18 protein-coding genes are annotated in these 21,590 nt (G+C 57.2%); 7 read left to right on the top strand and 11 right to left on the bottom strand.

Going from position 1 to position 21,590, the window contains the following annotated elements; all coding sequences use genetic code 11:
- Positions 1-10 precede the first annotated feature (10 nt).
- Both ORG26_RS20730 and ORG26_RS20735 read left to right on the top strand, forming a co-directional pair.
- On the top strand, positions 11-1,441 hold the full coding sequence (locus ORG26_RS20730) for a hypothetical protein (RefSeq protein ID WP_266365204.1): 1,431 nt from the start codon (positions 11-13) through the stop codon (positions 1,439-1,441).
- Positions 1,442-1,475: 34 nt separating this feature from the next.
- Positions 1,476-1,841 (top strand): heavy-metal-associated domain-containing protein, encoded by a 366-nt coding sequence (locus tag ORG26_RS20735; protein WP_266365206.1) that lies wholly within the window; start codon positions 1,476-1,478, stop codon positions 1,839-1,841.
- A 49-nt stretch (positions 1,842-1,890) separates the two neighbouring features.
- Here ORG26_RS20735 and ORG26_RS20740 read toward each other — a convergent pair whose 3' ends face one another.
- The gene (locus ORG26_RS20740; RefSeq protein WP_266365208.1) at positions 1,891-2,346 is read right to left on the bottom strand and encodes a GldM family protein; all 456 of its coding nucleotides are present in this window, start codon (positions 2,344-2,346) and stop codon (positions 1,891-1,893) included.
- 108 nt (positions 2,347-2,454) lie between these two features.
- Between ORG26_RS20740 and kynU the strand changes: the two genes are divergently transcribed.
- Both kynU and ORG26_RS20750 read left to right on the top strand, forming a co-directional pair.
- Positions 2,455-3,729, top strand: a complete 1,275-nt coding sequence (gene kynU, locus ORG26_RS20745; protein ID WP_266365209.1) for a kynureninase — start codon at positions 2,455-2,457, stop codon at positions 3,727-3,729.
- Positions 3,730-3,834: 105 nt separating this feature from the next.
- Entirely contained in the window at positions 3,835-4,140 is a 306-nt protein-coding gene (locus ORG26_RS20750) for a hypothetical protein (protein WP_266365211.1), read from the top strand.
- Positions 4,141-4,157: 17 nt separating this feature from the next.
- On the opposite strand, the gene ORG26_RS20755 is transcribed toward ORG26_RS20750, so the two are convergent.
- From ORG26_RS20755 to queG, 4 genes are all read right to left on the bottom strand, one after another.
- Positions 4,158-4,571: a sugar 3,4-ketoisomerase gene (locus tag ORG26_RS20755; RefSeq protein WP_266365213.1), complete on the bottom strand. Its 414-nt coding sequence runs from the start codon at positions 4,569-4,571 to the stop codon at positions 4,158-4,160.
- A gap of 169 nt (positions 4,572-4,740) precedes the next feature.
- Positions 4,741-5,613 carry a UTP--glucose-1-phosphate uridylyltransferase GalU gene (galU, locus tag ORG26_RS20760; RefSeq protein WP_266365215.1) on the bottom strand — a complete coding sequence of 291 codons (873 nt, stop codon included), beginning with the start codon at positions 5,611-5,613 and terminating at the stop codon, positions 4,741-4,743.
- Between the two features lie 88 nt (positions 5,614-5,701).
- Positions 5,702-6,697, bottom strand: a complete 996-nt coding sequence (locus tag ORG26_RS20765) for a mevalonate kinase family protein (protein WP_266365217.1) — start codon at positions 6,695-6,697, stop codon at positions 5,702-5,704.
- A gap of 102 nt (positions 6,698-6,799) precedes the next feature.
- Positions 6,800-7,744 (bottom strand): tRNA epoxyqueuosine(34) reductase QueG, encoded by a 945-nt coding sequence (gene queG, locus ORG26_RS20770; protein WP_266365219.1) that lies wholly within the window; start codon positions 7,742-7,744, stop codon positions 6,800-6,802.
- Positions 7,745-7,935: 191 nt separating this feature from the next.
- Here queG and ORG26_RS20775 point away from each other — a divergent pair, with 191 nt between their 5' ends.
- Complete coding sequence (locus tag ORG26_RS20775; RefSeq protein WP_266365221.1) at positions 7,936-8,529, top strand: nucleotide exchange factor GrpE; 594 nt, start codon at positions 7,936-7,938, stop codon at positions 8,527-8,529.
- A gap of 9 nt (positions 8,530-8,538) precedes the next feature.
- On the top strand, positions 8,539-9,696 hold the full coding sequence (dnaJ, locus tag ORG26_RS20780; protein WP_266365223.1) for a molecular chaperone DnaJ: 1,158 nt from the start codon (positions 8,539-8,541) through the stop codon (positions 9,694-9,696).
- Between the two features lie 175 nt (positions 9,697-9,871).
- On the opposite strand, the gene ORG26_RS20785 is transcribed toward dnaJ, so the two are convergent.
- The 6 genes from ORG26_RS20785 to ORG26_RS20810 all read right to left on the bottom strand — a co-directional run bounded on the left by ORG26_RS20785 (position 9,872) and on the right by ORG26_RS20810 (position 17,891).
- Complete coding sequence (locus ORG26_RS20785; protein ID WP_266369449.1) at positions 9,872-12,784, bottom strand: DUF2723 domain-containing protein; 2,913 nt, start codon at positions 12,782-12,784, stop codon at positions 9,872-9,874.
- A gap of 251 nt (positions 12,785-13,035) precedes the next feature.
- On the bottom strand, positions 13,036-13,584 hold the full coding sequence (locus ORG26_RS20790; protein ID WP_323134438.1) for a DUF4258 domain-containing protein: 549 nt from the start codon (positions 13,582-13,584) through the stop codon (positions 13,036-13,038).
- Positions 13,574-14,911 carry an ABC transporter permease gene (locus ORG26_RS20795; RefSeq protein WP_266365224.1) on the bottom strand — a complete coding sequence of 446 codons (1,338 nt, stop codon included), beginning with the start codon at positions 14,909-14,911 and terminating at the stop codon, positions 13,574-13,576. Before ORG26_RS20795 ends, ORG26_RS20790 begins: the two co-directional genes overlap by 11 nt.
- Positions 14,912-14,996: 85 nt before the next feature.
- On the bottom strand, positions 14,997-15,908 hold the full coding sequence (locus tag ORG26_RS20800) for an ABC transporter ATP-binding protein (RefSeq protein WP_266365226.1): 912 nt from the start codon (positions 15,906-15,908) through the stop codon (positions 14,997-14,999).
- 170 nt (positions 15,909-16,078) lie between these two features.
- A complete protein-coding gene (locus ORG26_RS20805; protein WP_266365228.1) occupies positions 16,079-16,501 on the bottom strand; it encodes a hypothetical protein in 423 nt (140 codons plus the stop codon).
- Between the two features lie 139 nt (positions 16,502-16,640).
- The gene (locus ORG26_RS20810) at positions 16,641-17,891 is read right to left on the bottom strand and encodes a dicarboxylate/amino acid:cation symporter (protein WP_266365230.1); all 1,251 of its coding nucleotides are present in this window, start codon (positions 17,889-17,891) and stop codon (positions 16,641-16,643) included.
- A 256-nt stretch (positions 17,892-18,147) separates the two neighbouring features.
- Here ORG26_RS20810 and ORG26_RS20815 point away from each other — a divergent pair, with 256 nt between their 5' ends.
- Positions 18,148-21,561: an endonuclease/exonuclease/phosphatase family protein gene (locus ORG26_RS20815; protein ID WP_266365232.1), complete on the top strand. Its 3,414-nt coding sequence runs from the start codon at positions 18,148-18,150 to the stop codon at positions 21,559-21,561.
- The last annotated feature ends 29 nt before the right edge of the window (positions 21,562-21,590 follow it).

Below are 21,590 nucleotides of genomic sequence, written 5' to 3' on the forward strand. Positions count from 1 at the left end.
GTGCGTATCCATGAAGAAGTATCTTTTTGTCGTCATGCTTGGCGCTGCCGGAACCGCCGCCGCCCAACAGCATGATCACCATACCACACCCTCGGCCCCCGCAGCCGACACCAGCCGTCGTGGAAACCACGAACAGATGGACCATTCCACGATGGATCACAGCAAAATGGATCACAGCAAAATGGAGCATGGAGCGGGGAGCATGGACCACTCGGGGATGCATACCGGAGGGAGCATGTCACATCTGTACTCGCGGAATCTGCCCATGAGCCGGAACGCGTCGGGAACCGCCTGGCTGCCGGACCAGACGCCCATGTACATGAACATGTGGCACCGGTCGAAGTGGATGTACATGCTCCATTATGCGGTGTATATCCGGCTTACGAACCAGAATTTCAATAACCGAAGCAAACGCGGAAGCGAAGCGGAATTCAACGCCCCGAACTGGTTCATGGGCATGGCGCAGCGCACCGTCGGCCGCCGGGGACTCTTTTCGGTGAAAGCCATGGTCTCGCTCGACCCGCTGACGGTGAGCCCCAACGGGTATCCGCTGGTGTTTCAGTCCGGCGAAACCTACAAAGGGCAGCGACTCATCGACCGCCAGCACCAGCACGACTTGATTTCCGAGCTGTCGGTAGGCTATGCCCATGCGTTCAGCAAGGATGCCGATGCCTTTGTGTACCTTGGTTTTCCCGGAGAACCGGCGCTGGGGCCGCCCGCCTTCATGCACCGCATTTCGTCGTTCAACAACCCGGATTCCCCGCTGGGGCACCACTGGCAGGATGCCACGCACATCACGTACGGCGTCGCGACGGCGGGATTCCGGTACAAAATTGCCAAGCTGGAAGTGTCAAGCTTCACCGGTCGCGAACCCAACGAAAACCGGCTTGGCTTCGACCGGCCCCGCTTCGACAGCTACTCGTACCGGGTGTCGGTCAACCCGACCTCGTCGCTGGCGTTCCAGTTCTCGCAGGGCTGGCTGACGGCGCCCGAGGCGCTGGAACCGGACGAGGACGTGGTCCGGACGACCGCTTCGGTGCTGCACGGGGTTTCGATGGGTCGGCCGGATGTGTACCTCTCTTCCGCGCTGGTTTGGGGGCAGAACAACAGCCACGGCCACCTCGACAACTCGTTTCTGGTTGAAACAACTTTGCAGCTCAACCGGGTGGCGTTTTACGGCCGTTTTGAGAATATTGCCAAATCGGCGGGGGAACTGGGGCTGGAAGATGCCCTGCCCGGTCGCCACGGCCTGATGATCAACAACCTGACGCTGGGGACGAACTACCGCCTGCTGCGGTTCGCCTCCACCGACCTTGTTCTGGGAGCCCAGCTGACCGGCGCAAAACCGGAGGCCGCTCTGGAACCGATTTATGGCAAAACACCGTTATCAGGGCAGGTTTACCTGCGGATAAATCCGGCGTTCATGCCCCTGACCCGGTGATGGATTCGTTAAACCAACTAAACACGTATAACCCATGAAAACTCGTTTTTTCAGCTTCCTGCTCGCTTTATTTCTGTTGACCGGCTCGGCATTGCGGGCTGATGACGGCGGCAAAACGGCTACCGTTAAACTGAAAACGTCTGCCAAGTGCGAGATGTGCAAAGAGCGGCTGGAACGCAACCTGACCCTGACCAAAGGCGTGAAAGAAGCGTTTCTGAACCTGGATGACAAGGTGATGACCGTGACGTACAACCCGAAAAAGACGGACGCCGCCAAGATCAAAACCGCTATCTCCAACACTGGCTACGATGCCGACGAAGTGGTAGCGGACCAGAAAGCGCACGACAAACTGCCGGGCTGCTGCCGGAAATCGGCGGCCGCTCACAGCGATAAGCACTGATCCGAAGCAGCATCCTGAAAAAGGTGGCTATCGATAGCCACCTTTTTTGTTAGTTTACCGGAATGGAGAAAACCTGCGTGGCGGGCAGCCGTCGGGTAGCTCCGGCTTTGTCGCGGGCGGCGACCTCACTGACCTCGATCACAAAACGGTCGCCCGAACGGGCTTCCGAGGCCAGTGAGAGGATGGAAGCGCCCGGCTGCCAGACCATGCTCGCCACCCGCCGGTTGCCTTTGGCGATGCTGATGGTGGCTTTCCGAACCAGCAGGTCGCGTTCCAGATGGCTGAAGGTCTGGAGCGACGCCGAGTCCAGAACCGCCCTGAAGGCAATCTGCTTGATATAGCCCTCCGGAAAACTTTTTTCGTTCTGCCAGGGGCGGTTGTTGACAAAAACGGTAATCTTGGGCTGCGGTAACGCCTCCGCTGCGGGGGCTGGGGCCGGCTGCTGGGCCAGAACGGGCAACAGCAGGCCGACATGGAGAAGTGCCGGTAGAATAAAACGTTTCATGGTCGGACATAGGATTGACTGTGTAAGTGAAGTAAACAGCTTTGTGGGAAAGAGTAGTATTTTGTAACCGTTTTCTACCAAGTGGGAATTTAGCCTGACAGAATCAGTATGCATTTCGAAAATACCCGTTCCTTTGCCCGCCAGCTTGACCAGCAGGACCCGCTTCGCGCTTTTCGGGAGAAATTTCACATTCCGGAGCAAAACGGGAAGCCGCTTATTTACTTCTGCGGAAATTCGCTCGGCCTGCAGCCCAAATCGGTCAGGGAGCACCTGGACCGGGAGCTGGCGATCTGGCAGCAGCATGGCGTGGAAGGCTGGTTTGAAGGCGGCGACAACGCCTGGTACACCATCCACCGCCGCTGTAAAGAGCCGCTGGCCCAAATCGTCGGCGCCCAGCCTTCGGAAGTGTGCCCGATGAACAACCTGACGGTCAACATGCACCTCATGCTGACTTCCTTTTATCGCCCGACGGCGCAGCGGTATCAAATCCTGACCATTGGCGGCGATTTTCCTTCCGACCAGTACGCTCTGGAAACGCACCTGCGCTCGCGGGGCATCGATCCGGCGGAGGCGCTGGTCGAAGTCAGTCCCCAGGCGGGGGAGTATACCTGGCGGATGGAAGACATCCTGGCGGCGATTGACGAGGAGGGCGAAAGGCTGGCTTTGGTGATGATGAGCGGACTGCATTATTACACCGGTCAGGTGTTCGACATGGAGGCCATCGCGCAGAAGGCGCAGGCGCAGGGAGCCCGGTGCGGGTTCGATCTGGCCCATGCCGTGGGCAACATTCCACTGCAACTCCACCACTGGGGCGTTGATTTTGCGTTCTGGTGCTCGTACAAATACCTGAATTCGGGTCCGGGCGGCGTGTCCGGGATTTTTGTTCACCAGAAACACCATACAGGGAACCTGCCGCGGCTGGCGGGCTGGTGGGGCTATGAGCAGGAGCGGCGATTCGACATGACCAAAGGGTTTGTGCCGATGGCCGGAGCGGACGGCTGGCAACTGAGCACGCCGACCGTGCTGGCGATGGCCGTTCACGAGGCGGCGGTGGCCCTTACGGCCGAAGCCGGCATGGAGGCGCTCCGGCAGAAAAGCCGGTTGCTGACGGGTTATCTGGAGTTTGTGCTTCGTGCGTCCGGCCTGCCCCTGGAAATCATGACCCCGGCCGATCCTGAAGCGCGGGGATGCCAGCTCTCGCTGCTGGTGCGGCCCGGCGGAAAGCAATTATTCGAGAACCTGACGTCGGCCGGAGTGATCGGCGACTGGCGCGAACCCGACTGCATCCGACTGGCCCCGACGCCGTTGTACAACACCTTTGAAGAAGTCTGGAAAGTAGGAGAAATTATCGTACGGTTCGTAAACGATGAAACGCTGGTATGAAAATAATTGCGTTTACTTCAACAGAAGTCGTTGACTTTCCGTGAGAAGGATTGTAACTTGTGTTCGATAATTAAGGAGTTTGGTTTTTCTCTAACCACCCGTGCTATGTACTCAACTACTGAAATCGGTTATTTGCAATTGCAGCGGCTTACGGAAGCCGTGGATCTTTATTACCGGACGTTGCCTTACGACCCGACGGAGGAGGACTTCAACGCCTGGATTGCTTCGCTCGACCCTTCTTTACAAGCCCGTTTTTCTCTTCTCGGAATTGGCGTCTGCCGCCAGATGCAGGCATTCCGCCATTTTTACGCCGAACTCCATTCTCTGGAGTGCAAAACCCTGCTGAGCGATTTTATGGCCAGCCACCTGTCTGCGGAAGATTATACCGCCTGGCTGACGCTCGGGAATTAACGGCGATTTGGCCGTTTTCAGGAAACCAGCACCGACAGGTGTTCTTCCCGCTTCTGCCCGATGGGTACGGGGCGGTAGGCTGAATCGATGTATACCGTTGAATGATAGCTTCGGTCGGCCAGCACCAGCAGTACCGCATCCGGTGAGAAATTGTACATCAGCCGCCAGTCCTGGGGCTCCAGCAGCAGAAAGTGTTCAGGCGAGCGCAGGGAGTAGGTAAAATCCTGGGCGGGTGTTTGCACATAAACATCCACGGAGCCTACCAGACAAACCAGCGCCATCTGACAATGACGGTGCGAATGCCCTCCCCGTACGGCATTCTGAGGCACATTGTAAATCATAAAGGAACGCTGAACGGACGTATGCCAGCGCTCCTCCAACCACGCAAGGTCAGGATTTTCAAGAGCAGAACGGTAAACAAGTTGAGGCATGGTTAGGCTTTGGGATAACAAATAAGTGATTCATTGTGCGATATGAACGAAACGGCATAGATTACCGTTTCGTTCTATTCAGAACCTAATATATTATTTTCCTAGACAAGTTCGTAGCAGGCCTCACTGCTCCGGGGAAAATACTTTTAAATGGATTAGGGGTTTGCCGTTATTTTTTGTGCTCTTCGATCATTTCCTCCAGAAATTTCAGAAACGGACCAGCGAATTCCTTCCGCTTGAGGGCAAATTCCACGGTGGTCTTCAGGAAATCCAGCTTGTTGCCGATGTCGTGCCGTTTTCCTTCAATCCGGTGGGCAAACAGGGCTTCCCGTTTCAGAACGAGCAGCATGGCGTCCGTAAGCTGGACCTCGCCGTTCTTTCCCTTGGGTGTCTGGGCCAGGGCCGGGAAAATCTCCGGCGTCAGGATGTAACGTCCGGCAATGGCCAGGTTGGAAGGAGCTTTGTCAATTGAGGGCTTTTCGATCAGGGTGTTCAGCTCCAGAATGCTGTCGCTCAGCGCTTTGCCGCCCACAATTCCGTACCGGTTCACCTTATCGGCCGGCACTTCCTCAACGGCAATCACCGTGCCCCGGTACTGCTCGTAGGTGTCGATCAGCTGTTGCGTGACCGGAATCACGGAATCCATGATGGTATCGCCCAGCAGCACCGCAAACGGTTCGTTTCCGACATGGTGACGGGCGTAACAGATGGCGTCGCCGAGGCCGTTCTGTTCCTTCTGGCGGACAAAATGAATGTTGGCCATGTCCGATAACCGGCGGATTTCGTTCAGCCAGATCGCGTCCTCCTTCTCTTCCAGCCGCGCTTCCAGTTCGAAATTCCGGTCGAAATGGTCTTCAATCGAGCGTTTTCCTTTTCCGGTAATAATCAGAATGTCCTCAATGCCCGAATCTACCGCCTCCTGCACGACGTACTGAATCGTCGGCGTATCAATAATCGGCAGCATCTCCTTGGGCATTGCCTTGGTGGCGGGCAAAAACCGCGTGCCCAGTCCGGCAGCGGGAATAACGGCTTTCTTTATCATATCAAGTTTGAATGGCTGAATGATTGAATGACTGAATGACTGATTCGTTCCGCGTAATCAGTCATTCAGTCATTCAATCATTCAGAATTTAACTAATGTACGGTTTAATCACCCGGGCGTCCAGGCGTTTGAGTTCGACAAAGAGGTGGTTGAGCATATCGTCGTCCTCGTAGGTGCCGACGATGGCGCCGCCTGAGCCGGCAAAGGAGGCCGAAGCGCCGGTGCGGCGGGCGGTCTCGATCATTTCCAGGTTGCTTTCGCTGATGTTGTAGATGCGTCGCCGCAGGTTAAAATTCTCGTTGACCAGCTCCGGCAGGTCCTGTGGCCGGTTGTTCACCAGCGCATCGTGCCCCTTTTGGGCCACATCGGCAATGTCGTGCAGCGTCTTGATGACCAGCTCTTCGCCTTTAAGCCAGCGGGTGCGGATGTCGTTATGAATCTTGCCGGACTGTTTGCCCAGGGCGGTTTTGTAGGCGATGTACAGCTTGGGGAGCTGGCGGGGGTCTACCGGCTCGTACTCCCCGTATCCCCGGTTTTCGACCAGTTCCTTGTTGAAATCCATGTAGACGCAGCCTTCATAACATTGAATGACGCGGTCCTGAAGGCCCGCCGTGATGCCCAGTTCATCCGTTTCGGCCTTCATCACCAGCGTGGGCAGCAGCGGTTTCGGAATCTCGACCCGGTAAAACCGCATCAGCGCCCGGAACGTAGCCACCACAATGGCGCTGGAGCCCGAAAGGCCGACCTGACGCGGAATGGATGTCTGATAACGGATGGTAAACTGCTTGTTGGGCAGCCGGATTCCTTCGCGTTCGCAATACTCGCAGAACTGCTTGATGGCCGCCTTGATGAGCGGAATACCGCCGTGGTAGCCCAGCGAACTGACCGCGTCGCGCAGGTGAAAGATGCTTTTGAACGTGTTCGTATCGGGTGCCTGGGGCTCGATCACCAGTTCCGGTGACTGATAAAGGGACACCGATGCGCCGAAATTACGGACGGAGATGGAAATTGTCTTACCATAAAAGCCGTCGGAGGGGTTGCCCAGCAATCCGGCACGTGCGTAGGCGCGGGTTTCAATAATCAAGGAGTACGGAATTTTATTGCAGGGCAAAATAAGGCGTAAACGCGCAGGACGCAAAGCGATTGGCTAAGGTGAGGAAGAAAAATAACGCCGGACGCGCCGAAATTACTTTACGCGCTCCGGACTGACCGCCGACTGCACAAATTCGATGTTCCGTTTCAGCCCTTCCAGCTTCGTCCGCTTTACGGCCGAACGTCTGAAAACTTCCCTGAAAACGTCCTCCGTGATTTCCTCCCAGTCCTGTTTGGTAAACTCCGCCAGGGCCGGGTGCGGGTCGAATTCGGGCGTCCGGTGGGGGCGGGCAAAGCGGTTCCAGGGGCACACGTCCTGGCAGATATCACAACCGAACACCCAGTTGTCGAACTTCCCGCGCACCTCCTCCGGAATGGCTTCCTTCAGTTCGATGGTGAAATAAGAAATGCACTTGCTGCCGTCGACCACATACGGCTCGGTGATTGCGCCGGTCGGGCAGGCGTCCAGGCAGCGGGTGCAGGTGCCGCAGTAGTCTTTGACGGGGCCGTCGGGTTCAAGTTCGAGGTCCAGAATCAACTCACCGATAAAGAAAAACGACCCTATGTCGCGGTTCAGGATGTTGCTGTGTTTGCCGACCCAGCCCGCCCCGCTCCGCTGCGCCCAGGCTTTGTCCATCACGGGAGCCGAGTCTACGAATACGCGGCCGCCCACTTCGCCGATTTCCTCGTGGATATACGCCATCAGGTCTTTCAGCTTGTCCTTGATGACGAAATGGTAATCCGTGCCGTAGGCGTATTTGGAGATCTTGTACTCGTCGGGGCCCTGCGGCAGGGATTTTTCCGGATAGTAATTCAGCAGGACCGTCACTACGGATTTGGCTCCTTCGACCAGCAGGCGCGGGTCGAGGCGTTTGTCGAAGTGGCCCGCCATGTAACTCATCTGCCCGTGCATCTGCCGGGCCAGCCACGTTTCCAGACGCGGCGCTTCGTCCTCCAGAAATTCCGCCCGGGAAATTCCGCAGAAGTCGAAGCCCAGTCGGGCGGCTTCCTGTTTGATGCGTTGGGAATACGTATGCACGTCGATTAGCGCTGGTCTTCCTGATTAACCACAATTTGGCTAAAATCAATCCGGTCAGTCAAAGTTAGTCGATAAAACAGCGTCAGTTCTGGGGCTGACCAGTTCCGACACTTTGTCAGAAATCTTATATTTGGCAACTTATTTGCGCCATAATTTATGTTATGAAGTGGCGCAAGATTTTCACGAAAAATATGGAGAATAAAGAAACCTTGAGTACGGAGGAGCAAAACACTACGCAACAACCTGACACAACGAACGAAGAAACGCAGGCCGGTCTGGAAGAGCACGCTGACAATTCGGCGGAAGAGCTGCCGGCCGACGTGACAGAAGAACCGGTTGCGGAAGATAAAACGGCCGCTGAACTGGCGGAGTTGAAAGATAAATACCTGCGTCTGCTGGCGGATTTTGAAAACTACCGCCGCCGGACGTCCAAAGAAAAACTTGACCTGATTGCCAACGCCAACGAAGGCATGCTGGTGGCCCTGCTGCCGGTGGTGGATGACTTCGAACGGGCCATGCAGTCGATGGAAACCGCCACGGAGGTCGATGCCCTGAAAGCGGGCGTGCAGCTGATCTTCAGCAAACTTTACAAAACGCTGGAAACCAAAGGCCTGAAGCCGATGGTTTCGAAGGGAGAACCGTTCGACGCGGACCTGCATGAGTCGGTCACGCAGTTTCCCGCCCCGAGCGATGACCTGAAGGGAAAAGTGATTGATGAACTCGAAAAAGGCTACTACCTGAACGACAAGGTGATTCGCTTCGCCAAGGTGGTGGTGGGGTCTTAAAAAACCATAATGGCGACGAAACGAGATTATTACGAGGTACTGGGCGTGGATAAAAACGCCTCCGCGGACGACATCAAGAAGGCGTACCGCAAAATGGCGATCAAGTTCCACCCCGACAAAAATCCGGACGACCCGACGGCTGAGGAGAAGTTCAAGGAAGCGGCCGAAGCCTATGATGTGCTGAGCGATCCGCAGAAGAAAGCCCGTTACGACCAGTTTGGCCATGCCGGCATGAGCGGAAACGGGGGCTTCGGTGGGGCCGGTGGTCCGTCGATGGAGGATATTTTTGCGAACTTCGGCGATATTTTCGGCGACGATAGCCCGTTCGGCTCGTTCTTCGGGCGGGGCGGTCAGCAGGGCGGACGGCGCGTGCGCCGGGGCTCCGACCTGCGCATCAAACTGAAACTGAACCTGCAGGAGATTGCCAACGGCGTTGAGAAAAAGATCAAGGTAAAACGGCACGTGGCCTGTACGACCTGCGGAGGCAACGGTTCGAAAAACGGTACGGCCGTCACGAACTGTAACACCTGTAGCGGAACGGGGCAGGTCCGGAAGGTAGTCAATACGATGCTGGGCCAGATGGTTTCGACCAGCACCTGCCCGACCTGTAACGGGGAAGGCAAGCTGGTGACCGACCGCTGCGACGTGTGCTTCGGCGAAGGCCGTGTCCTGCAGGAGGACGTAATTCCGCTGCGGATTCCGGCCGGGGTGGCAGATGGCATCCAGCTTTCTGTCGGCGGCCGCGGCAATGTGCCGCCGCGCGGGGGCGTGGCCGGCGACCTGCTCGTGGTCATCGAGGAGGAGGAAGACGAAAACCTCAAACGCGACGGCAACAACGTCATCTTCGATCTGCACGTCAACTTTGTCGATGCGGCGCTGGGCACTTCCGTGGAGGTCCCGACGATCGACGGACGGGCGCGCATTACGCTGGAACCGGGAACGCAGGGCGGCAAGATTCTGCGCCTGAAAGGCAAAGGAATCAAGGAACTGAACGGCTACGGCCGGGGCGACCAGCTGATCCATGTGAACATCTGGACGCCGAAAAGCCTGTCGTCGGAGGAGCGGACCATTCTGGAAAAGCTCCGGAGTTCGCCCAACTTCCAGCCGAAGCCCGGCAAAAACGAAAAAGGATTCTTCGAGCGGATGAAAGATTTCTTCCACGGCTAAAACCCTGTCAGCGATTTAGCCATGAAGGTCCAATCGACACCCGGACGCTAACCCCGTCCAACAACAAAAAGCCCGAATCAGAACGATTCGGGCTTTTTGTTGTTGGGTATTTTGCTTCGTTAACCCAGGTATTTAACCCCTGTCAGGGCTTGCAGCCGCTGACAGGGGGGATGGGTCAGCCCAGGGCGTTGAGGTGTTTCTGGAAGATGGCATCGTACTTCTTCGCCTGCGGCTCGTTCTTCGTTTCGCGGAAAGCGTTCACGATCGTCTGCAGGTTGTAGAGTTCGATGTTGGCATCCTGACCGCCGCCGCCGGTGCGCTTGATGTAAGTCAGCATCTGGTCGGCGCGGGTGGAAATTACGTCCGCCATCTGCTGCGCCTTCTGCAGTTCACCCACTTCGATCAACAGGCGGATGTAGTTGGTCGAAATCTGGTCGTACGGAATGCTCTCGTTCGGAATCACCGACAGCGCCCGGTTCAGAACGGCGCGGGCCTGGTCTTTTTTGCCTTCCATGATAAGCTGCTGGGCCAGCCGCAGGAACGCGATACGCGCCGAAATTACCGGAGAACCTTTGTAGGTATCGTCGTAGTACGTGTTCGGGTTGTTCAGTTCACGCCACGCCATTTTGCTCATCATGTTGTTGTACATGACCGTGCTGTTTACAAAGCCGTCTTCGGCACCCGGTACCTGCACCGGCATCAGGCGGTAGGCGTAGCCTTCCAGCTGCATGTGGTCTTTCAGGTTCAGGTAGTTGGACTGAGCAAGCGTCGTCGAGAAGTACACCGGACGTTTGAAATCGTTGTTGGCAATGATGTCCAGCATGATCAGGTCCGGCTTGTAGAGGTCGTTGCCCCCAATCTTCCAGGCGATCGTGTCTCTCACAAACGGCTTTAGTTCGGCCGGAACAAACGGCATGCCCGCCACCTGTGCCTTGTTGATGGGCAGGAAGAAGGCCGACGACGGCAGAATGTTTGTCGTACCGCCCGCCTGCAGGCCAACCTGAATGGCCGGGCTGTTCTGTTTAACGAGGCTGATGTATTCCTTCAGGTTGATACCGTTTTTAACCGCCGGCACTTCCACAAACGGAATGACGTCGTTCTTGCCCATGATAAACTGGTCGAATTCCAGCGAAATGGGCAGGGCTTCCGACAGATAGGTCTTGCGTTTCATCTGCTGGATGTACCAGTCCGTACCCAGCAGGCTGAGGTTACACACCCGAACGTCGGTGCGCACGCCTTCCACTTCCTGAGCGTACCAGAGCGGGAACGTATCGTTATCTCCGCCGACGAACAGGATGGCGTTCGGGGCGCAGGAGTTCAGCAGGTTTTTGGCAAAATCAACCGAGTGGTAGCGATCCGAGCGGTCGTGGTTGTCCCAGCTTTTAACGCCCATCATCACCGGCACCAGCAGGAAAAGCCCGCTGAAGAGCGCCACCCGCAGCCTTTCGTTCTTGATGTATTCCCGGAATCCGTCCACAAAGGCCATCAGGCCCAGACCAATCCAGATGGCAAAGAAGTAAAACGAACCGACGTAGATGTAATCCCGTTCGCGGGGTTCCTGCGGCGGCGAGTTCAGAAACACGACCAGCGCAACGCCGGTAAAGAGGAACAGCAGGCCCATCACCAGAAAATCCTTCGGACGGCGGAAGTACTGGAACAGCAGTCCGAACAGGCCCAGAATGAACGGCAGCATGTAGAAGTTGTCCCGGGCCTTATTGTTCTTGATAATGTCGGGAACGCCCTCGTCCGAGCTCCACGGCAGCAGGTAACCCGCGCCTTCCTGGTCGCTCTCCCGACCGGCAAAATTCCACATCAGGTACCGGAAATACATGTGCCCGAGCTGGTGCGAGAAAAAGAACTCCAGGTTGTCGCCCATCGTCGGCTTCTGACCGGGGGCCAGACCGAGTTTCTGCTGGTACAACTGCGGGTGGTTGCCCTGGCTGCTCCAGACCCGCGGAAACAGCATTTCCTGACCCGGCTCGTAGACGTAAACCGGTTTGTGGTCGTACACCACGTATTTGTCGCCCTGCTTGCGGTAGATTGCTTCGCCCTGTTTCTGGTCGACTGGACGGGCCGTGTAGACCGGGCCGAACGACAGCGAGCGGCTGCCGTACTGTTCCCGTTTCAGGTACGATACGAAGTTCAGCACATCGCTGGGGTTGTTCTCGTTGATCGGCGGGTTGTAGTTCGACCGGACCAGTACCTGGATGTACGAGGCGTAGCCGATCAGCACAAAAGCCAGCGCCAGCAGGCTCACGTTCAGCGTCACTTTGTTGTTCCGGGCCGACCAGATGATGCCGTAGATCAGCGCCCCGAGGAAAACGACCGTGAAGAAGATGGTCCCGGAGGCAAACGGCATTCCGAAGCCATTGACAAACAGCCGTTCTACCGCAAACGCAACGCTCGGCAGGCCCGGAATAATCCCGGAGTTGATGATGCCCAGCACAAAGAAACCAAGTCCGAAGGCCACCGCTGCGCCTTTGAAAGTCGCTTTCTGGTTTTTCCGGAAATAATACACCAGCGCCAGTGCGGGCAGCGTCACCAGGTTCAGCAGGTGGACGCCGATCGACAGGCCCGTCAGGTACGCGATCAGCAGCAGCCAGCGGTTGGCCGCGGCTTCGTCCTCGATGCGCTCCCACTTGTAGGCCGCCCACACGACGATGGCCGTGAAGAACGACGACATTCCGTACACTTCCGCTTCCACGGCCGAGAACCAGAACGTATCGGAGAACGTATAGGCCAGCGCGCCGAGCGCCCCGGCGGCCAGCAGCTGCCAGGTGTCGGCCGCGGTCAGGTCGTCATCGCGCTTGTCCAGAATTTTCCGGCCCAGCATGGTGATGGTCCAGAACAGGAACAGGATGGTGAAGGCACTGGAAAAAACCGAAACCATGTTGACCCAGTAGGCCACCTGGGTTACGTCGCCAAAAGCGAAAAGAGAAAAGATACGGCCCACCAGCAGAAAGAACGGCGCTCCGGGCGGGTGGGGGACTTCCAGTTTGTACGAACAGGCAATAAACTCACCAACGTCCCAGAAGGAGGCAGTGCGCTCGACGGTGGCCGCGTACGTGACCAGCGCCACCGCGAACATCAGCCAGCCGGTGAGGTTGTTGAGCCGTTGAAATGAGGCCCCGGATGGGTTAGCCTGACTCCGCAGCGAAGCGGAAGAATCGGTTCCTTTAGTTATCTGCATCGGGTTTTTCAGCTCGATTGCTGTGAAACATTTCCCAAAATTAGCAATAAAAAACCCGTCCGGGGTCGAACGGGTCTGTTAAAGTTTCTTAAGAAGGCTTTTCAGGGCCTATTTCAGGCGGATAAATGCTACGGAAGCCGGTGTACGATTTATCCTGCAAAGCGATAGACCGGCGTCTCCATCACGCGGACCGGTGGGGTCTCCTGCCAGACCAGTTCCTGTAGTTTCGCTACGGTTTCCACAGAAAAAAGCGGCTCGCCGGTATCCGGGTCAATTTGTGCCGGAACGTTCTCAATTACGTATAACTTTCCCTCCAGCTCAAGAACGTAACGGATGTTGACCCGTACGGATTTTTCAGTTTCCTCACTCAATCTTTTTCGCGTTTTAAAGTCTGCCAGCCATCGTTCGGACGTCGGCTCATACAGGGTGATTACTTTAACCGGATTCTGTTGGGGATAACTCGTCTGAATAGGTAAAGGTCGCCCTTTTTCGGTATAACCAAAAATCAGACAACTTGGTCCGTAATGGTCTTCCGGATAATCTTCTATGACTTCTCCCGTAGCAATCACTTCCTGAATTTCCGAAACTTTGATTCTGCGAATAAGGGTATTATCAACGGCGTGTTTTGAGAACTCAACCTGTCCCGACGCAAACTTTTCCGAAGATGCGTAATGTCGGACATACCGGTTAAGCCTTATAAAACAACCACTTCGACAGCTCGCGGTAGGTTACTTTCTTGCCGTACATCAGGATGCCGACGCGGTAGATCCGGGCGGCCAGCCAGGTGGTTCCCAGGAAGCCCAGCACCAGCAGCACCATCGACAGAATCAGCTCCCAGGCCGGTACACCCATCGGAATCCGGATGAGCATGATAATCGGGGAGGTCAGCGGCACCATAGAAGCCCAGAAAGCCAGCGAACCGTCGGGGTCGCGGATGACAAAGCTGGAGATGGCGATGGCAAAGACCACCGGGAGCGTAATGGGCAGCATAAACTGCTGCACCTCCGTGTCGTTGTCTACCGCGGCCCCAAGGGCTCCGAACAGCGCGCTGTAGAGGAGGTAGCCCCCCAGAAAATAAAACAGAAAACAGCCGATAATCAGCGGAATGTTCAGGGTCTTGACGGCTTTCAGGACCTGAGAAACCGGATTGTCGGCCGACGCGGTGGCTCCGGCCTGTAGAGCCTGCTGGTCGGCGCCCAGCGCTTTGCTCTGCTGGACCATGGCAGACTGGCGCTCTTTGGCGCTCAGCTTGGAACTCAGAATCGAACCGCCGATCGACGTCAGACCGATGGTGAGCAAAATCCAGAGTAAAAACTGCGTCAGCCCGACCAGTCCCACGCCGATGATTTTCCCCATCATCAGCTGAAAAGGCTTCACCGAGGAGATGATGACCTCCACGATCCGGTTGCTCTTTTCTTCCATGATGCCGCGCATCACCTGGGTGCCGTAGATGAAAATCGACAGGTAGATAATGAAGGCGGTAATCCCGCCGATGACGGCCGCCGCTCCGGCACTGCTTTCTTTTTCGCCCTCTTCGCTCAGGCTGATGGTCTCCGAATCGATGTTCACCTTGGCGTCTTCCAGAATCTTGCGGGTGATGCCGGCTTCGGTGAGCTTAATGTTCTCAATTTCCCGCTCGATGGCCCGCTCGATGGTCGACTTGATTTCCAGGCTGACGCCCTTCTCCGCAAACAGCTGCAGCGTCCGTGGCTGCTCGATGATGTCCTTCGGAATGTACGCCAGGACGTTGGCCCCGCTTTTGGGGAAACCGGCCTTCGCCTGGGCAAAGGTGATCGTCGGGTAGGTGTACTTGAGCGATTCGGTATCTTTCAGTTTTCCCTTGAAGAGGCCGCTTTCGTCGACGACCTGAATCGTTTTCTGCTCGATTGACCGCATATTCATGTAGCCGATCAGCGCGTAGAAGGCAAAAATAAGCAGGGGTCCGAGAATGGTCATGACCACGAAGGACCGTTTCCGGACCCGGACCAGATACTCCCGCCGGATAATCAGTAAGATTGTTTTCATAGCTGGTAAGAACGGGCCTTGACCCGTGATTAGGTTAAGAATGACGGAGGAACCGATGGGCCTCGACAATGCGCCCGCGGGCCCCTCAGGCGGGAATTTCGCCTACTGCCTTGATGAAGATTTCGTTCATGCTCGGGATGTTCTCGCCGAAGAAGCGCACCGGTGCCCGGTCAATGAGGGCCCGGACGAGGTCGTTCACGGCGGCATCGGGCGGAATCCGGATGTCGGAGGCCGTAAAGCCGTCTTCCAGCGGGGTGTTGCTCAGGACCTCAAACGCCGGGTTGAGGCCGTCCAGCGAGCCCTGGTATTCGACGCGGTAGGTGTGCGTTTTGTACTGTTCCTTGATCTGCTTTTTGGGCCCGTCGAGCACTTTATGCGAGCGGTTGATGAGCGCAATGTTGTCGCACAGCTCCTCGACGGACTCCATCCGGTGCGTGGAGAAGATGATGGTGCTGCCTTTTTCGCGAAGTTCCAGAATCTCGTCTTTGATCAGGTTGGCATTGATCGGGTCGAAACCGGAAAAAGGCTCATCCAGAATAATCAGGTCCGGCTCGTGCATGACCGTGGCCACAAACTGAATTTTCTGCTGCATCCCTTTCGAGAGGTCTTCGACGTTCTTTTCCCACCAGGTTTTGATGTCGAACTTCTGAAACCAGATCTTCAGTTTTTCCATCGCCTGCTTTTCGGAAAGGCCTTTTAGCTGGGCCAGGTAGAGCAGCTGTTCGCCGACTTTCATCTTTTTGTACAGCCCCCGTTCTTCGGGCAGGTAGCCGATGCGGCTGATGTGGTCGGAATTGAGCGGCTTTCCGTCAAACATAACGTGTCCCTGATCGGGGCCCGTGATCTGGTTGATGATGCGGATCAGCGAGGTTTTTCCCGCTCCGTTGGGGCCAAGCAGCCCGAAAATACTGCCGCGGGGAATGTTGATGCTGACGCCGTCAAGAGCCCGGTGCTGGGCGTACTGTTTGACGATGTCGTGAGTTTCCAGAATGTTCATGCTGCTTTTGTTAGGCTAAGCGTCTTCAAAAGTATGGGTTACCCGCTTGTGACTATCGTCTTTATGATAAAGTCGGCAGAAAGCTCCACAAACGGATACAAACCGGGAAGATACAAAAAAACAGGCGCCCGTCAGTAGACAGCCGCCTGTAAGAGTGGAGGTAGGTTTGGTTATTTATTGTAATACGATCGAATCTGAAACAGGAGGTAGAAGCCCACCGCAAAGGTCAGGAGCAGGCCCCCGAAATCCATCGTCACAATCGCACTCAGCGAATAAAGCAGTCCGGCCCAGTACAGGCGGGACCAGCTGCTGCGTCTGCGGTAAAAAAGGCCGGGGAGGGCCGAAATACCGGTCAGCAGACTAAGGATCAGAAGCAGCGTGCCGAGGCTGCCTTCCAGATTCAGCGTCAGGCTCAAAAACCCGGTGCTGCCCGAACCGGCCAGAACGGCAACCAGGGCAATCGGAAAGAGGATCGAGGCCACCAGCGGACCGTACCGGACAAGAGCAAGGCGGTAATTCTGAGGAAGTTGGATTAATGCTTTTTCTGAAAAAAGGGATGCCAGTTCTTCTTCGAGAATTAGTTGCTGCGCCATAAGTCAGGAGTTCTCTTAGGGTAAGTGTTAGGTTACATAGGGTCGCTAAAGTATACCAATGTTACTAAAAAGTCAACCCATAACCGATAAATTATCAGGCAGCTGCAATCGGGTTACTTAAGTATTTACACGGGCGTCGTTAAGACTCCATCTCCATCGGAATAGGCTGGTTTTTCTCGCCTTCCCATTTGGAAATAACGCAGGTCGCTACCGCATTGCCCGCCACGCTGGTGGCCGAACGGCCCATGTCCAGGAACGGGTCGATGCCCAGAATCAGGGCCAGTCCTTCGGTCGGCAGATCAAACATGGCCATCGTACCGGCAATGACCACCAGCGAGGCGCGGGGGACTCCTGCGATGCCCTTGGACGTGACCATCAGCGTCAGAAGCATGATAATCTGCTGGTTGACGCTCAGCGGGACGCCGTACGCCTGCGCCAGAAAGCCCGTCGCGAAGGTCATGTACATCATCGACCCGTCGAGGTTGAAGGAATAGCCGAGCGGCAGCACAAACCCGATGATGCGCGGCGGCACGCCGAAAGCTTCCAGCGCCTTGATCTGCTGCGGCAGGGACGCTTCTGAACTGGCCGTGCTGAACGACAGCAGCAGCGACTCCTTCATCTGGTTCATCAGCTTAAAGAACGGAATCCGCATGAAGGCGCAGATGCCCGCCAGAATGACGAAAATAAAGAACAGCAGTCCGCCGAAGAAGCAGAGCAGGAGGTAGGCGTACGAAATCAGAATGCCCAGGCCTTTGGCCGCCACCACGGCTGTCATGGCCCCAAATACGGCAAACGGAGCCAGTTGCATGACGTAGCCCACCATTTTGAAAACCACCTCGCTGAGCGCGTCGAGGGCCTTCAGCAGGGATTTGCCTTTTTCGCCGATGGCACCGAGGGCGATGCCGAAAAACAGCGCAAAGACGACGATTTGCAGGATTTCATTTTCCGCCAGCGCCCGGAAAGCACTGTCCGGGAAGATATGCAGAATAAATTCTTCAATGCCGTTGAGCTTTTTGCCTTCGATTCCGACGCTGGTTCCGGCGGCCGGACGGGGCCAGCTCTGGATTTCGCCGGGACGGGTGAGGTTGACCACTACCAGACCTACGAGCAGCGACAGGATGGTGGCGAAGTAAAAATAAGCCAGCGTTTTGATGCCAATCCGTCCAACGGCCTTAAAATCACCCAGTTTGGCGATGCCGACCACCAGCGTCGAAAACACCAGCGGACCGACGATCATTTTGATAAGTTTGAGAAAGACTTTGCTGATCAGCTGGAATTTGTTGCCAACGTCCGTAGCGGTGTCAGCATCGACCGTGCTGTGCAGAATCTGACCGATTAGGACACCGAGCCCAAAGCCGATGACAATTTTAGTGGTGATGTTAAGTTTCATTACAAATGGATTCAGACGGGGGCCGGATTCGTTTGGGTAGGTGGCCTGATTTTACAAAAATAGTCGAATTTTCGAAAACAACCCTGTCAGCGGCCGAAGACCCTGACAGGGTTGTTTTCCTTCTCCCCAGTGCCCCTGACAGGGCCTTCGGCCGCTGTCAGGGTTTCCCTTTAATCAATTTTCAGAAATGGTAACACCAGTCCCACGCCTTGCCATTTAGAAATGGATAGCTTTGCGCATCATCCTTAGACACTTTATGAAAAAACGGCTACTTCCCATCTGGGGCGGTTTGATTGGGCTTTTCGCAGGCCTGCATCCGGTTCAGGCACAGGTTCCGCTGCCTTCCGGGGCCACCCCCTACAGTCAGGCTTTCAACACGCTGCCCGCCAGCGGCACGCTCGCTTTTGCCCAGAACAGCACCCTGCCGGGCTGGTATGCCGAGCGGAGCGGCACCGGCGCCACCCTGACCGCCAACAACGGCTCCTCGAACGCCGGTGGACTCTACAGCTACGGCACCGACGGGAACCCTGACCGGGCCCTCGGCAGCCTGGGGTCTGGCAACGCGGCGGCGGGTAACTTCACGTTCGGATTACGCCTCCGCAACGAAAGCAGCCAGCCCGTTACGTCGCTGACCATCCGCTACACCGGCGAACAGTGGCGCAACAGCGCCGCCGCGGCCCAGACCGTGACGTTCTCCTACCGGATTTCGGCGACCGCTCTGACCACTACCGAACCCGGCGGCGGCGAGGTGCCTTCCGGCTTTACGGCCGTTCCCGACCTCAACTTTACCAGCCCCGTTACCGGCGGCACCGCCGGGGCGCTGGACGGCAATGCGGCCGCCAACCGCCAGGAAAAAACCTTCACCCTGACGGGCATCTCCATTCCGGTCAACGGAGAAATTCTGCTCCGCTGGTACGACCCCGACCATACCGGCTCGGACCACGGGCTGGCCATCGACGAAGTGTCCGTGACGGGACCGGGGACCACCAACGGACAGGCCAGCGTGTCGGTCAATGCCAACTTCAACACCTTTACGACCAGCGCCGGAACGCCCTCCGCTCCGCAAAGCTACACGCTGACCGGCCGGAATATCACCGCCACCGATAATCTGGTCGTGACCGCCACCAACGGGTTTGAAGTGGACTTCGGCAATGGCTTCAAAACGGAGGAGACCGTGCCGGGCAGCCGGTTCGTGGGCAATGCCAGTATCGTGGGCAGTGTGCGGCTGAACCGCTCTACGGTTGGCGCGGTGACCGGGATACTCCGGCATCAGGTGGGCAGCAACATTCAGAGCTTTTCGGTCCTGGGCAACGTGACGGCCGGCTCCGGAACCGGGTTTGCCACCATCGCCGACGCCCGTTCGCGGCCCGACAACACGCCGCTTTCGGCACTGCCCGGCGGTCGCATCGCGGGTCGGGTGACGGCCAGCAACCAGTTTGGCACCACCGCCTTCATTCAGGATGCTACGGGCGGAATCGCCATTTTCTCGGCCACGTTTGCCGGGGGCGTTCAGATCGGCGACTCCGTGCAGGTGACGGGCGGGACCATCACCTCGTTCAACCAGTTGAAACAGGTCGGCGGGACCGTCACGTTTACGAACATCGGCCCGGTCGGAGCTCCGGTCCCGAAAGTCGTTCCGGTGAATCAGCTGGCCAATTACGAAGGGCAGCTGGTGACCGTTTCCGACGCCCGCATTCGCCCCCTGACCACGGTAGCCTCGCCGACGCCGCGGTTTGTCTTTACGCCGGATGCCAATTTCGGCCTTTCGGATGCCACCGGGTCGGCCCAGGTCCGGATTGTCCGGACGACCAACCTGCCGGGCTACCAGAACCCCGGTTCGACCATTCCGCTGACCGGCATCGTAGGCCGTTTCCGGACGGATATTCAGGTGCAGCCGCGCTTTGTGGCGGATGTCAGCGGAACGACGCGCTACGAAATTCCGGAAGGAAACCTCAACCGCAGTCAGACACTCGACGTAGCGGCCTGGAACATCGAATGGCTCGGCAATACCGGCAACGGCCCGACGAACGAAAACCAGCAGTTTGCCAACGCCATTCAGGTAATTAACAGCCTGCAGTCGGATGTGGTCGTGCTGGAAGAAATCTCGTCGCCCGACGCCATCAACCGGCTGGTCGCGGGGCTGCCGGGCTATCAGGGCAACTGTTCGCCTTTTGTCTCCAATAACCCCGGTCACGAAATTCCGCCCAATCCCGCCACGCCAACCACGGTGCCCGGCGACGCCCAGCGGGTTTGTATCCTGTATAAGTCCGATGTGCTGACGCTGGTCGCGCAGCGGCCCCTGCTGGAGCGGGCCCAGCCGCTGCCGGGCTATCCGGCCGACCCGTCCAACTTCTGGGCTTCGGGCCGTTATCCGTACCTGTGGACGTTTACGACGACGGCAAACGGGCAGACGGTGCGGCTTAACGTGGTCGGTGTTCATGCCAAAGCCAATACCGACCAGCCCGACAGCTACAACCGCCGCCGCTACGACGCCCGGGTGCTGTACGACTCGCTGAACGCCCAGTTTCCGAACGAACTGCTGCTGGTGGCCGGCGATTTCAACGATGATATCGACCTGACCGTGGCGACCGACCCCGGCATCACGTCCACAGAATCGACCTACAAGCCATTTGTGGACGATCCGGCGCGCTACACCTTCGTCACCCGACCGCTGAGCGACAACGGCTTCCGGACGTTCCTGACCAGTGACAACGTCATTGACCACATTCTGGTGTCCAACAAACTGGCTCCGGCTTTCCTTCCTGAATCGGTAGGGGTGGGAACACCGTTTACGTTTATTCCGGATTACGGCAACACGACCTCCGACCACCTTCCGGTGGTGGCGCGCTTCAACCTTACGCAGGTGGCAACCGGCTCGCAGCCTCTGGCCCTGCTGCTGCCGACCTACGACTGCACGACCGGTCGGCTGGAAGTCCGTACGCAGGGTGGCAACGGCCAGCCGATTGAATACCGGATTGCCGGACTGCGTCACTGGTCAACGGACGCGGTGTTCGCGGTGCCGACCTGGCAGCGGGAGAACACGACATTCACCATTCAGGCGCGGCAGTGGGACGGGGCGGCTTACCGGGAAGTACAAATCCAGTTTGGCGCCAGTTGCCAGCCGGTCACGGTGCCGCCCGGCGGAAACCAGCCGTTGTCGCTGCTGAGTCCGGCGTTTAGCTGCGGCACGGGCGAACTGCGGCTGCAACCTTCCGGCGGCAACGGCCAGCCGATCGAATACCGCATCGCGGGGCTGCGCGACTGGTCAACCAGTCCGGTGTTTACGGTGCCGACCTGGCAGCGCAGCGGGGTGACCTTCACCGTTGAGGCCCGGCAAACGGGCGGCGGGGCGGCCACGCAGACCTTCAGCACGACCTGTACGGCCGGAGCGCGCCTCGATGCCGAAACGGCCGCTTCTGAATTCTCGGTTTCGGTGCTGAGCAACCCCTTCTCGGACGTGCTTCGCCTTCAGGTGGCGGGTCCCGCCGGGCGGCCGCTTTCGCTGGAGCTGGTAGACGTGTATGGACGAACGGTAACCCAGCATCCGATGAAAACGACGGGCCAGCAGCAGGTCGTTACCCTCAAAGCCGAATGGGCCGGACCGGGGCTGTACCTGCTGCGGGCGCGCTCGGATGAAAAGGTAAAATTAATCCGTGTGCTGAAGCAGTAAACCGCCTTTTACAAGGCAGTTTGAGGAAT

Origin of the sequence: Tellurirhabdus rosea (assembly GCF_026278345.1) — a bacterium.
In the GTDB taxonomy this organism is placed as follows: Bacteria; Bacteroidota; Bacteroidia; order Cytophagales; family Spirosomataceae; genus Tellurirhabdus; species Tellurirhabdus rosea.

Bases quoted from the DNA above. Each gene is read 5' to 3' on its own strand.
- ORG26_RS20730 (WP_266365204.1), top strand. From the start codon at position 11: ATGAAGAAGTATCTTTTTGTCGTCATGCTTGGCGCTGCCGGAACCGCC.
- ORG26_RS20735 (WP_266365206.1), top strand. From the start codon at position 1,476: ATGAAAACTCGTTTTTTCAGCTTCCTGCTCGCTTTATTTCTGTTGACC.
- ORG26_RS20740 (WP_266365208.1), bottom strand. From the start codon at position 2,346: ATGAAACGTTTTATTCTACCGGCACTTCTCCATGTCGGCCTGCTGTTG.
- kynU (WP_266365209.1), top strand. From the start codon at position 2,455: ATGCATTTCGAAAATACCCGTTCCTTTGCCCGCCAGCTTGACCAGCAG.
- ORG26_RS20750 (WP_266365211.1), top strand. From the start codon at position 3,835: ATGTACTCAACTACTGAAATCGGTTATTTGCAATTGCAGCGGCTTACG.
- ORG26_RS20755 (WP_266365213.1), bottom strand. From the start codon at position 4,571: ATGCCTCAACTTGTTTACCGTTCTGCTCTTGAAAATCCTGACCTTGCG.
- galU (WP_266365215.1), bottom strand. From the start codon at position 5,613: ATGATAAAGAAAGCCGTTATTCCCGCTGCCGGACTGGGCACGCGGTTT.
- ORG26_RS20775 (WP_266365221.1), top strand. From the start codon at position 7,936: ATGGAGAATAAAGAAACCTTGAGTACGGAGGAGCAAAACACTACGCAA.
- dnaJ (WP_266365223.1), top strand. From the start codon at position 8,539: ATGGCGACGAAACGAGATTATTACGAGGTACTGGGCGTGGATAAAAAC.
- ORG26_RS20785 (WP_266369449.1), bottom strand. From the start codon at position 12,784: ATGTTCGCGGTGGCGCTGGTCACGTACGCGGCCACCGTCGAGCGCACT.
- ORG26_RS20795 (WP_266365224.1), bottom strand. From the start codon at position 14,911: ATGAAAACAATCTTACTGATTATCCGGCGGGAGTATCTGGTCCGGGTC.
- ORG26_RS20800 (WP_266365226.1), bottom strand. From the start codon at position 15,908: ATGAACATTCTGGAAACTCACGACATCGTCAAACAGTACGCCCAGCAC.
- ORG26_RS20805 (WP_266365228.1), bottom strand. From the start codon at position 16,501: ATGGCGCAGCAACTAATTCTCGAAGAAGAACTGGCATCCCTTTTTTCA.
- ORG26_RS20810 (WP_266365230.1), bottom strand. From the start codon at position 17,891: ATGAAACTTAACATCACCACTAAAATTGTCATCGGCTTTGGGCTCGGT.
- ORG26_RS20815 (WP_266365232.1), top strand. From the start codon at position 18,148: ATGAAAAAACGGCTACTTCCCATCTGGGGCGGTTTGATTGGGCTTTTC.